The 11726-nt window shown below is 63.1% G+C and carries 9 protein-coding genes; 1 reads left to right on the top strand and 8 read right to left on the bottom strand.

All coding sequences use genetic code 11. From position 1 onward, the window contains the following. From ACHHTY_RS03430 to ACHHTY_RS03420, 3 genes are all read right to left on the bottom strand, one after another. Positions 1–828, bottom strand: an 828-nt coding sequence (locus tag ACHHTY_RS03430) for a hypothetical protein (RefSeq protein ID WP_395492661.1), incomplete at its 3' end; no start/stop codon positions are given. A gap of 15 nt (positions 829–843) precedes the next feature. Further along, positions 844–1608, bottom strand: a complete 765-nt coding sequence (locus ACHHTY_RS03425; RefSeq protein ID WP_395492660.1) for a hypothetical protein — start codon at positions 1606–1608, stop codon at positions 844–846. 70 nt (positions 1609–1678) lie between these two features. After that, positions 1679–3547 carry an ABC transporter ATP-binding protein gene (locus ACHHTY_RS03420; protein ID WP_395492659.1) on the bottom strand — a complete coding sequence of 623 codons (1869 nt, stop codon included), beginning with the start codon at positions 3545–3547 and terminating at the stop codon, positions 1679–1681. 218 nt (positions 3548–3765) lie between these two features. On the opposite strand from ACHHTY_RS03420, the gene ACHHTY_RS03415 reads away from it, so the two are divergent. Beyond that, entirely contained in the window at positions 3766–5136 is a 1371-nt protein-coding gene (locus tag ACHHTY_RS03415; protein ID WP_395492658.1) for an MATE family efflux transporter, read from the top strand. 26 nt (positions 5137–5162) lie between these two features. On the opposite strand, the gene copM is transcribed toward ACHHTY_RS03415, so the two are convergent. The 5 genes from copM to treY all read right to left on the bottom strand — a co-directional run bounded on the left by copM (position 5163) and on the right by treY (position 11691). Then, positions 5163–5579: a CopM family metallochaperone gene (gene copM / locus ACHHTY_RS03410; protein ID WP_395492657.1), complete on the bottom strand. Its 417-nt coding sequence runs from the start codon at positions 5577–5579 to the stop codon at positions 5163–5165. Positions 5580–5675: 96 nt separating this feature from the next. After that, positions 5676–6203 (bottom strand): DUF6691 family protein, encoded by a 528-nt coding sequence (locus ACHHTY_RS03405; RefSeq protein WP_395492656.1) that lies wholly within the window; start codon positions 6201–6203, stop codon positions 5676–5678. Continuing rightward, the gene (locus ACHHTY_RS03400; RefSeq protein WP_395492655.1) at positions 6200–6715 is read right to left on the bottom strand and encodes a YeeE/YedE thiosulfate transporter family protein; all 516 of its coding nucleotides are present in this window, start codon (positions 6713–6715) and stop codon (positions 6200–6202) included. Before ACHHTY_RS03400 ends, ACHHTY_RS03405 begins: the two co-directional genes overlap by 4 nt. A 344-nt stretch (positions 6716–7059) precedes the next feature. Continuing rightward, positions 7060–8214, bottom strand: coding sequence for a GGDEF domain-containing protein (locus ACHHTY_RS03395; protein ID WP_395492654.1), 1155 nt, complete (start codon positions 8212–8214; stop codon positions 7060–7062). A 384-nt stretch (positions 8215–8598) separates the two neighbouring features. Then, positions 8599–11691, bottom strand: coding sequence for a malto-oligosyltrehalose synthase (treY, locus tag ACHHTY_RS03390; RefSeq protein WP_395492653.1), 3093 nt, complete (start codon positions 11689–11691; stop codon positions 8599–8601). Positions 11692–11726 lie beyond the last annotated feature (35 nt).

The following is an 11726-nucleotide window of genomic DNA, read 5'->3' as shown; positions in this document are numbered from 1 at the left end:
TCCAGCAGGGCGCGGCGCCAAGGCGGCGACATGGCGGGCCAGGCCCTGGAGGGCGGTTTGGACCGCCGGCAATCTGATCAGCCGGGGCAGGATGGCCCGCCGGCTCAGCAGGGCGAGAGAGCCGGCCCCGGTCACTCCCGCCGCTTGGGCCCCGGCCTGCCAGCGCTGGATGTCCTCCCGCCCGGGACTGAAAGCCAGTTCGATGGCCCGGTCGAAATCCAATTGCCGCTCTCCGCCAGACCCAACCTCCTGCTCAGTCTGGAAATCCTGGTAACGCTCGGCCAGTTGGGCCCGCAGAGCATCACCCACCCCCTGCAATTGACCCTCAATTTCCCGGCTGAAATTATCTTCGAACTGCTCCAGGCGCCCCTGCATGCCGCTGGCCGCGAAGAGCTGGCGGTACATCTGTTCCTGCACCCCGGTTTCCAGTTGGCCGTAAACCGCAAGATAGAGCCTGGTGTAGGATCCCGGCAGGGAGTAGTACCAGTCCAGGTAGCCGGGCACCGCGCCGATGGCCAGGGCAAAGGCTTCGTCCACCTGCCGGTCGACCCAGTGCCGCAGGTGACCGGAGACCCTCTCGAGTTGCTGACCCGACAGGCCGGACAGCTCCTGGTCGAAGGCCCGCAGGGTTTCGCCGTCAAGCAGCAGCCTTTGCTGGTTGACCAGGACGGCAAAAACTTCATCAGCGGCCAGGCGATCCCCAAGGTTGCGCAGGCCCAGGCTCAGCAAGACGAAAGCGCCGGTGACCAGCAGCGCGCCGGCAAGCCAGATCTGCCAGGGGCGCAAGGGAATCCGCGGCTCGGGCGGGCGGGGCCGGTTGCGGTCCATGCTGCTCACTCCTGCTCAGCGGTTTCGTTCCCGCAGGGCTTCGGCCCCGACCAGGAGGCGGACCCAGGCCCAGAGAAACGTCCCGCTGGTGAGAAAAAAAAGGCTCCAGCCCAGCAGGCCCAGAAAGCTGCCGCTCCCCTGGCCGCCCAGGGTGTTTTGCAGGGCCCATTGGGCGGTCAGCTCCAAGGTCTGCTGAAAGTGCATCAACATGCCCGGCAGAGTGCCGGAGGCCGAAGAAGCCGGCAGGTTGCCGCTCATGGCGCCGAGCCAGCTCTGGCCGACCAGGTTGGGTTGCGACAAATTCAGCGATACCAAGAGGTAAACCAGCAACAGCAGGCTAACGTTGACCGGCACGATGATTCTACGGGCCAGGGGGCGCACCACCTCGGGCTTGGCGTGCCGCTGCAGGCGGGCCCGGACCCCGGCGGTCAGGCCGGCCAGCAGAGGGAGGTTCAACAACAAAACCAGCCAGAGCCAGGGATTCATGATCAGCAGCTTGACCAGCATCAGGTTGGCCAGGACCAGGGCCAGCAACAGGTGCCGGCTGATCATCAGGACACCACCGCGCAGCAGATGGTTCCAGGGTGAACCGGCCTGCAGATACTGGCCCAGCCAGGCCCGGCGGCGTAATCTGGCCGCCTCGATGCTGCCGGAGAAGACCAGGACAACGGCCAGCGCCCAGAGGGGTAAAAAGAGCCAGCCGCGAACCGGTTCCGGCAGCAGGGTCCAACCCAGCAGCAGCAAGCAGATCGCCGTATTGATCATGAGCTGGATTCTCAAGGCCCGGTTCCTCCACCCGCCTGCCGGTCCCGGCCCGGCAACAAGCCTGGCGCTCCAGCCTGCCCCCGGATCAATCAACGGCCTTCAGGGTGGATGCTGCCGCCGTCCCTGCTGCCGGCCCCTCGCAGTCGCGGCTGCCGGCCCCGCTCTCCCCGCTCTGGACCCGCCAGAGGCCGGCGTAAACCCCGCCCTGCGCCAGGAGACCGGCATGGGTGCCGCGCTCGGCGATGGTGCCGTCCACCAGCACCAGGATTTCGTCGCAGTTGCGGATGGTGGACAGGCGGTGGGCCACCGCCACGGTCATCCGTCCCTGCTTGAAACGAAGCAGGTTGGCCTGGATCAGTTCCTCGGTGCGGGTATCCACGGCCGAGGTGGCCTCATCCAGCACGATCAGGGCCGGATTGCGCAGCACCGCCCGGGCCAGGGAAACTCGCTGGCGCTGGCCGCCGGAGAGTTTCAAACCCCGTTCCCCGATCAGGGTGTCGTACCGGGCGGGCAGTTGCTCGATGAATTCGTCAGCCCCGGCAATCCGGGCCGCCTGCTTCACCTCGTCCAAATCCGCCTCAGGAGAGCCCAGGCGAATATTTTCGGCCACGGTGCCGTAAAAAAGAAAAGCCTCCTGGGAAACATAGCCCACATGGCGGCGAAAACTCTCGAGCTGCAGCAGCGGCAGGGGCTGGCCGTTGACCCGGATGTCCCCCGCGCCCGGATCATAATAGCGCAGCAGAAGTTTGACCAGGGTACTCTTGCCCGCCCCGGTGGGGCCAACGATGCCCAGCACCCGGCCCCGCCGCAACTCGAAACTAACCCCGCGCAGCACCGGCCGGCCCGGACTGTAGGCGAAATCGACCCCCCGGAGATCAATCTTATCGGGAACCCCGGCCAGCTCCCGGGCCTGGGAATGATCGATTACCCGGGGCGCGGTGGCCAGCAGCTTGGCGATCCGCCGGGCCGAGGCCTCCGAGCGCTGAATCTGGCTGATCAGCATGCCGAAAATAAAGAGGGGAAAGACCAGGCGGACGGCAAAGAGCACGAAGGTGGTGAAATTGCCCAGGCTGGGCCCGCCTGCGGTGGCGGTCAGCCAGGCTCCCCCCGTAATCAGCAGGGCAAAGGCCAGGCCGGCCACCAGGTAAATCAGGGGAATGAACCGGGCCCGCTCCCGGGCGGCGGAGATGGCTGCATCGACATACTGGCGGGACCGCTTGGCCACCAGGCGCAGCTGCTCCTCTTCGGCGGTAAAGGCCTGGATGACCCCGATTCCCCGAATATTGTTTTCCAGGATGCTGTTGATCTCCCCCACGGCCCGCCGGGCCTTGCGGTACTGGGGCTGAACCCGGACGGCAAAGAAGCGGACGGCCACCACGGCAAAGGGCAAGGGGGCGATCAGCAGCAGGGCCAGCCGCCAGTCGAGCCAGAACAGAAAGCCGTAAACGCCGACAAAGGTGATTACCAGGCGGACAATGTTGGTGGTGACATCGGAGAAAAAGTATTCCAGATTGTCCACGTCGTTGGAGGCCACGGCCAGCAAATCACCGGTTTGGCGCTCCTCGAAAAAGCCGGCATCCAGGCGCTGCAGGTGGGCATAGATGGCCAGGCGCAAATCGTGGCGCACTTTCTGGGCCATGGTATCCAGGCAATAATCGCTGAGACTCTGAAAAACGGCCAGAGCCAGAAAGGTTCCCAGCACGGCCAGGCCGAACCAGAAAAAGACGCTGGGCTCGGTGCCGGCTTCCCCCTGGCTGGTGATGGCATCCACCACCCAGCCGATCAGGACCAGGGGCAGCAAGTCGAAAAGCCGGGCCAGGCCGTTCAGGAGCAGGCCAATGCCGATCCGCGCCTTGTAGGGCTTAACAAAAGGAAAAACCTGCCAGAGATAGCTGCCCAGAGCGGCTGACTGGTCATGCTCCTGGTCGTGGTCTTGATTAGTCTCGGAGGTCACGGGATGACGGAGGTGGGTGATAAAAAAAGTCGCCTGGCCTCCTTGCAGCGGGCAGGGCCGACCAGGCACAACCGGACAATTCCGGCTTTTATGCACCGGAAAGTACTTTATATTTGCTTCCGGCCGGCCTGTCAACGCAAAAGCCGGGCCTGACTTTTGCGATCCTGCGGCGCAAAATAGCGGCAGTCCCGGGAGGGGATAAATGGTAAACAAGGATCATGCGTAAAAAAGACGTCCAGCTTTTCCTGGCTGCCTATCTGGCCGAGTTGCGCCGCCTGGTCCGCCTGAGCCTGCCCCTGATCCTGGCCCAGGTGGCTCATATGGCCATGGGTTTTGTCGATACGGTCATGGCCGGCCGGGTCAGCCCGGCTGATCTGGCGGCGGTGGCCATCGGCAGCAGTATCTGGTTTCCCATCGTTTTATCCGCCGGCGGGATCCTGATGGCCATAACCCCCATGGTGGCCCAGCATTTCGGCGGCGCCAACCACCAGGCCATCCCCACCGTCCTGCGCCAGGGCCTGTGGATTGCCCTGTTCATTGGCCTGGGAGGGTTATTGCTGCTGCGCAATGTGGAATGGCTGCTGGATATCCTTAACCTGGAAAAGGAGGTCCAGCTTCTGGCGGGGGGGTATATGCAGGCAATCGCCTGGGGTTTTCCGGCCCTGGCGATCTACCAGGCTCTGCGTTCGTTCAGCGAAGGGATTTCCCTGACCCGGCCGATCATGGTGATCGGCTTTCTGGGCCTGGCCTGCAATATCCCCGCCAACTATGTCCTGATTTACGGCAAGCTGGGTTTTCCCGCCATGGGCGGGGTCGGTTGCGGTTGGGCCACCGCCCTGGTGCTGTGGGTGATGATGCTGGCCCTGGCGGTTCTAATCCACCGCGGCCGGGGCTACCGCTTTTTGCCTCCCCTGCTGGCCTGGGCTCCCCCCGCCCCGGGCCTGATCGGCCAGATGGTCCGGCTGGGCTTTCCCATCGGAATCGCTCTCTTCATTGAAACCAGCATGTTCGCGGTGATCGCCCTGCTGGTGGCCTCCCTGGGCGCCACGGTGGTGGCGGGACACCAGATCGCCCTCAACATCACTTCGCTGATCTTCATGGTGCCGCTGAGTTTTTCCATGGCCATTACCATCCGGGTCGGCCAGGCCCTGGGCCGCGGCGATCGCGGGGCGGCCCGCTTCAGCGCCCTGGGGGGAATCCTGACCACCCTGGTGACCGCCATGTTCTTTTCCGGCGCCATTCTGCTCTTCGCTCCGGCCATCGCCGCCCTTTACAGCCCCGACGCGGCGGTGCGCCAGGTGGCCGTCCATTTGCTGTTTTTCGCGGCCCTGTTCCAGGTTTCCGATGCCATCCAGGTGAGCGCCACCGGCGGCCTGCGGGGCTACAAGGACACCCGGGTGCCGATGGTTATAACCTTCATCGCCTTCTGGTTCATCGGCTTGCCGACGGGTTATCTGCTGGGGCTTTCCCCCTGGCCTGGCCTGTACCTGGGCGCCAAAGGGTTCTGGATCGGCCTGGTGGCGGGCTTGACCACCGCGGCCCTGCTGCAAAGCTGGCGCTTGCTGCAGGTCAGCCGGAGAGAAGCATAGCCAGCCCCGGCGATCGGAGCGGACTGTTAATGGCCGTAGCCGCGTTCCGCCAGCCAGGCCCGCATATGGGCGATCTCCTCCTCCTGGGCGGAGATGATCTCCTCGGCCAGGGCGCGAATTGCCGGATCCCGGCCGTGCTCAAGAACCACTCGGGCCATTTCTATGGCTCCCTGGTGATGGGGAATCATCCCCTTGACAAAATCGATGTCGGCATCCCCGGTGAAGGCAATATCCATGGCTGCGTGCATCCGCTCATTGGCCGCCCGATAAGCCCGGGTGGAGGCAGGCTCATCCTCTCCCGGCGGTGACGTGGCATGATGGTCTTGACCGTGTTCGGCGCCATCATGCATCATCCCATGACTGGAGCCCAGGGCGGGCCCACCAATAACCAGAACCAGGGCCAGGGCCAGAATTGCCGCCATGATCATCTTCCTGTCCACCATCTTGCTCCTCCTCGCCAGATCAGTTGGGTTGCGTTTGTCCACCCGCGAAATCGGGGAAGTTTCGATCCTTTGCCCCCCAAAGGCAAGCCGGATTGGTTATAATCCCTTTTTTTCAAACCAGCGGAACAGCAGGAGGGCGCCGGTGATGAATACGGGAATAACCAGCCAGTGATTGATCCCCAGGAGTTGCGGCACCGTAATCTTGCCGTAATCTCCCCAGGTATAGACGGTGGCCAGCAACCAGGGGTAGGCCTCGGCAAACAGCGCCGCCCCGGCGACCATGCCCAGCAGGCCCCATAAGGCGTCAAAACGCCCTTCACCCACGGCCCCCATGGCGGTGCCGGGGCAATATCCCAACAGACCCCAGCCCAGGCCGAAGAGCAGACCGCCGATGACCACCGGGCCCACGATCATCGTCTTGACGGAAAGTTTAGCCAGGCCCAGGTCCTGGAGCAGATAAACCCCGACCATGGCGACAATGACGCTGGAGAGCATGAACTTGACGATGGTCATGTCCAGCAGCCGCAGGGCCCCCAGTTGTTTGTCATAACGCAGCACCCGCCCCTTCTGGAGCAGAAAGCCGAAGAGAAAACCGGTAATCAGGCCATAAACGAGAATGCTCATTTTCGTGCCCCCCCATACACAATGCGCGCCATAATCATGCCGCCGACAAAGAAACAGACCAGGGCGACAAAGCCGCTAACCGCCAGTTGAAGCGAACCGCTCAACCCGTGGCCGCTGGGTCAGCCGTCGGCCAGACGGGCGCCGAACATGGCCACCGTCCCGCCCAAGAAAGCCACCACCGCCCGTTTGCCCGGGGTGTGGCCAAAGCGCCGGTTCCACATATCCGGCACCGCCTGGAGGCGGAAAGAGCCCGAAGTTATGGCCGAAACAAAAGCTCCCAGGACGATGCCGACGACGAACATCCACTGCCAGTCAACCCTGGGCACCACTTTGATGAAGTAATCCATCTGGGCCACCCGGTCGGGACCAAGCCACTGTTCAATCATTCCAGCGGTGCGGACAAATGAGGTGGAAGCGCCGAAAAACTGCCCGGTCAGTCCGACCGACATCACCCCTACCAGCCCCGTCAGACCTCCGGCCAGGTAAGGGCTCCAGCCACCATCTTGCTTCATGGTTCAATCCTCCTTGAGAGTCGCGAGGTTAACAAAATTCGGCCCCGGCCGGCAGCCAAAGGGCCAAGACAGAAAAAAACTCAAAACATGTTTAATATTCTGGAATTTTACGACATGAAAAGTCAAGGATAAATCACGGGGAGAAAGCAGACTGACGGCCGGCAGAGGCGAATAATGGCGGTTTCCCGGCCAGGAAGACAACGCCTTGAAGGTTCAACAATTAGCCAGGAACAGGACCGGGCCGGGCCATGATGGGGGAGCCGGCCCGGAAGACCGGCAGTCGCCGGGGACCTAAACCGGAGCAACCTGGGGAGATCTCCCCCTGCTTTGGCGGGGGGCGCGGATCAGGAGGCCTGGTCTCCGTGACGCCCGGAACCGTCAGCCCCAGCTTCCCGATGAAGCTCCTGCCAGCAGCCGTAAAGGGTCACCCGGTTTCTGCCGGCCCGCTTGCTGACATAAAGCGCCCGGTCGGCGACCTGCATCAGGTCGTCTCGGGTGGTCAGATCCTGGCCGGTTACCGCGGCGCCGATGCTGACCGTGGCCGTAAGCCTGCTGCCATTGAAGGTGGTGCTGGCGTTGGCCACCGCCTTACGGATTCTTTCCCCCACCACCTTGGCCCGGTCCTGGGACGTTTCCGGCAACAGCAGGATAAATTCGTCGCCTCCGAAACGGGCCAGGGTGTCCGTGGAGCGCAGGCCCAGATGGATGGTCTCTGCCACCATCCGGATCAGGCAGTTGCCCGCCTCGTGACCGTGGCGGTCGTTGGTCGCCTTGAGCTTGTCCGAATCCACCATCATCAGGGTCAGGGGGTGCCCGTAGCGCTGGGCCCGGGCGATCTCCTGATCCAGCATTTTCTTGAAGCCCCTCATATTCAGCAGGCCCGTCATTTCGTCGCGGTAAGATTCTTCGGCCAGCAACTGCTTGGCAAAATTAATGTCCGCCGCCAGCATGGTGGTAAGGTAAGCGACCAGCAGAAGCGGGGTGAAACGGACCATGAGGTCGGTGAACATGACCAGGGAAAACAACGCCACCCCATGGAGAGCATAGGCCATAAAAAGATAGATAAAGGCGATCAGCAGAACCAGCAGCATGGTCAGCATTTTGCCGAGGGTAAGGGCGCTGGCGATCAGGATCAGCAGGTAGGCATTGACCAGCGGACTGGCGTTGCCGCCGGTGTACCAGCTGGCGACGCTGATGAAAACCACCATGGCCACGATTTCAATGGCCAGCTTCCAGCGCTTGGCGGTGATGAAAAAGTTGAGGTAGCGGAATCCCAGGACAAAGAGAACGAAGGCCACCATGGCCAGAAAAAGGACGGAAAAGCTGTCAATGGTGGCGTTGGGGGTTTGGGAATAAAGCAGCACCAGGGTGAGCAACAGCCACTGCAGTTCACCCAGGCTGCGGGTGAAGCCGCGTAATTCCATCTGGGCGGGGCAAATCAGGGGCTGTTTACCCTTGATTTGCTGAGAGTCCTGGGGCCGTTTGAAAAAAAGGGGCATTCCGCATTCCGTACCGGTATTTAAAATTTAGTAATGAACCAAGGCGGCAGGTCAAAGTAGGGTCAAAACGGAAGCCCCGACTGACCAGAGTTTTCAGACTGCAGCCCCTCTTCATAATAAGCTCTAGCAACAACTGTCAAGCACAAACGCAGAAATCGCCGCCGCCGGCCCGCAGCAACCGGGCCCGGCCAAGGTTGGCGGGCAACGACCGGGGGTAATAGTGGAGATATTTACTTGTAAGCAAGAGATAAACCCGTTTACGAGAAAGCTGGAAAACAACCAGGAGGTATTGTCAGGGCCCCTGCTGGCTTGCTGTTTACCAGCCGTAATCAGGCCGCCGGGCAACCAGCGCGTCTTCCTCACCCCAGCCAACCCAGCGAGGCCCTAGGAAGTTGCCCGACCATAAAGAACCGTCACCGGCAAATGCGCAAAGGCCTCGGCACACCGCAGGCGCCGGCCTCCGGGGGTTGCCTCCGGCTCGATGGTCGCGGCGACCAGGAGATTGTGCCAGGCCCCGCTGATTTCCTCCGGCAGCACCAGGGTCGTATCACCCCAGGCTGCCGGAGTGAAAAGGGGCAGGTCCGGGGAAAACCGCTCCCCGGGTGGGCGGGGGAACCGGGAATCCGAACCTGGTTCGCTTTCCCGGACCCCTCCCCCGGCCGCGCCGCCGCCAACCGTTTCCTGGTCCCAGGAGGCGAACCAGCGCCCCACCGCCACCAGCAGGCGGTGTTCCCGCCATTGGCGGATAAAGGCGCAAACCTGATGCTGGCGGGGCCCTTCCACCGCCAGGGGCTGGTAGGTCCCCTCCTGGAAAAGTTCCGGAAGTTGGCGGCGGAAGCGCAGAATCCGGCCGATCAGATAAAGCTTCAGCCGGCCGTCCCCGAGCCCGGTCAACAGCGCCCGAACCTCCGCGGCCGGTGGCGGCTTGGCCGGATCGAGGCTGGGCAGAGTCGCCAGGAGCCGGCGGCGGCGGCGGTAGTCCACCGGGCGGCGGTTGTCCGGGTCCACCAGGCTGAAATCCCACAACTCGCTGCCCTGGTAAATATCCGGCACTCCCGGGCTGGTGAGCTTGAGCAGCAGCTGAGCCAGACTGTTCAGCAGCCCGTAAGGGGCCAGGCGACGGACCAGGGCGGCGAAATCGGCCGGAAAGGGATTGGCCGGGGCCGGATCGAGAACCTGGTCGACAAAGCGCGCGGTGGCTTCTTCGTAAGCCGGGTCGGGATTGAGCCAGGAAGTGTGGACCTTGGCCTCCCGGGTCGCCTTGAGCATGTATTCCCGCAAACGGCGACGGTAATCATCATCGGCGCCGGCCGGTTCACCGGCGGCCGCCAGGGGCCAGGAACCCAACAGGGTCTGGTAAAAAAGATATTCGTCATCGGGGCTGGGGGCCAGCCGGTGGTTGACCCGGCTTTTGCGGGAACGGTTCCAGCGCCGCCAGCGCTGCAGCTGCCGGCGCCAAAGTTCCGGCACTTCGCTGATCACATTGATCCGGGCCCGGACATCCTCGCTGCGCTTGCTGTCGTGGGTGGAGGTGGCCAGCATGGCATGGGGCCAGCGGCGCAGCCGATCCTGGGCGGCATGGTGCAGGGCCGCCGGCGAGACATGAAAGCGGCGGGGATCGCCGCCCACTTCGTTCAGGGAGACCAGCCGGTTGGCGATGTAGAAGGTGGTGTCCTCCAGGGCCTTGGCCATCACCGGGGCCGTATATTGCTGGAATTTGCGGACCATCCGGGCCAGCCGGAGCTGCAGGACCGCCATTTCCGGCCCGGGCCCCGGGTCGGGGGGATCACCTCCCGCCCAGTTGGCGGTGGCGGCAAACGGGATTGCCAGGGCGCTGGCCTGGAGAAAGTCGTAGATGATGGGGTCGATGGCCGAGCCGCGCTTGCGGGCCTGGGCCACGGCCCACTCGACATAGTTGCGGTCCTCGGGGCTGACCGTTGCTCCCCCGGGTTCGGCCCTGATATAGGTGCGATACACGGGAAAACAGGCCGTTACTTCAATGAGCGCATCCCGCAGGCCGTTCAGGGTAAAATCACGGGTATGGCGATCTCCTTCGGCGATATCCTTAAGCAGGCGGGCCAGCACCGTCAGTTCGCTGGAAAGCTGGGTGGTGACGATCAGTTTTTTGCGTTCGTAGAGCAGGTCGTCAAAATCGAGCCGGCGCCCGATAAAGCGATGGTAAACCCGGGTCAGGGCCGCCTCCTGCTCGGGTCGGGTAAACAGACCGTTGACCTGGTTGGCGAAATCGTAGCCGGTGGTGCCGTCCACCCGCCACTGCTCGGGCAGGTACTCGTAGGACGCGAGAATTTTTTCCACCACCAGGTAAATATCCGAATTATCCGAGCCGGCCGGGGCCGGGGAGGCCTTTTCCCGTTCGGCGGCGGGCGGGAGAGAGGCGGCTGTTACCGCCTCATGGAGTCGGACGAAATAAGCCGCCGGGTCCGACAACCCATCGGGATGATCGACCCGCAGCCCCTCGATCTGACCGGCGGCCACCAGTTCGAGCAAAAGGCCGTGGGTGGCCTGAAAAACCTCCTCGCGCTCGGCCCGCAGTCCGGCCAGGGAGTTGATGTCGAAAAAACGGCGGTAATTGATTTCATCCCCCGCCACCACCCAATGGGCCAGGCGATAAACCTGTTTTTCCAGCAGGGCGTGGAGCCGTTCGCCCCGGTCGGCGGGATCGTTGCAAAGGGCGACACACCGCTCGATCAGGGCCGCGATCCGGGGTTCCCGCCTGCAGAGATCGGCCAGGCGCTGCTTGGTGATCTCCTTGTCCCGCCGCCGTTCCTGTCCCCGCTGGGGATCAACATTTCCCCGTCCCGGCAGATGGGCAAAGGCGGTGAGCAGATTCTCCAGTTCCAGCAGGGCGGGATCATCGGCGGCCGTCTGGCGGCGGAACGCTTCCAGGCCCAAAGCCGCCACAGCGGGATAAGTGGCCGGATCCAGGGGCAATTGATGCTCGTAGTAGGCGAAATGAAAGGTTCCGCTTGCCGAACTGAAAGCCAGTTTGATCTCCCCGCGGTCCAGCACATTGCCGTAGCGGTCGCCCAGAATGGGCAGCAACACCTTGCCCTGCAGCACCTCGTGGGCGGGCCGCCAGTCGATATCGAAAAAGGAGGCGTATTCGGCCGCCGGCCCGTTTTCCAGCACATCCTGCCACCAGGCGTTGTCCGCCCCGCCGACCCCCATATGGTTGGGAACAATGTCGACAATCAGACCCATCCCGTAGTCCCGCAACCGCTCAACCAGGCCCTTGAAAGCCGCCCGATCGCCCAGTTCCGGATTAAGTTCCCGGTGATCGACGATATCGTAACCATGCCGGCTGCCGGGCCGGGCCTTGAGAATCGGCGAAGCGTAGCAGTGGCTGATGCCGAGTTCAGCCAGATAAGGAACCAGGGCAGTGGCATCGGCGAAGTTGAAATCGCGATGAAACTGCAGGCGATAAGTGGCCCGGGGAATGATGCGACGGCGGGGCATGGGCGGCTCTCCAGCAAGTTTTAGCGACAAGGCGG

This window comes from Desulfurivibrio nitratireducens (assembly GCF_044068515.1).
Classification (GTDB): domain Bacteria; phylum Desulfobacterota; class Desulfobulbia; order Desulfobulbales; family Desulfurivibrionaceae; genus Desulfurivibrio.
Note: the sequence above shows the minus strand (reverse complement) of the source record. Positions and strands in the feature narration are given on the sequence as shown.

Bases quoted from the DNA above. Each gene is read 5' to 3' on its own strand.
- ACHHTY_RS03405 (WP_395492656.1), bottom strand. From the start codon at position 6,203: ATGAGCATTCTCGTTTATGGCCTGATTACCGGTTTTCTCTTCGGCTTT.
- copM (WP_395492657.1), bottom strand. From the start codon at position 5,579: ATGGTGGACAGGAAGATGATCATGGCGGCAATTCTGGCCCTGGCCCTG.
- ACHHTY_RS03415 (WP_395492658.1), top strand. From the start codon at position 3,766: ATGCGTAAAAAAGACGTCCAGCTTTTCCTGGCTGCCTATCTGGCCGAG.
- treY (WP_395492653.1), bottom strand. From the start codon at position 11,691: ATGCCCCGCCGTCGCATCATTCCCCGGGCCACTTATCGCCTGCAGTTT.
- ACHHTY_RS03395 (WP_395492654.1), bottom strand. From the start codon at position 8,214: ATGCCCCTTTTTTTCAAACGGCCCCAGGACTCTCAGCAAATCAAGGGT.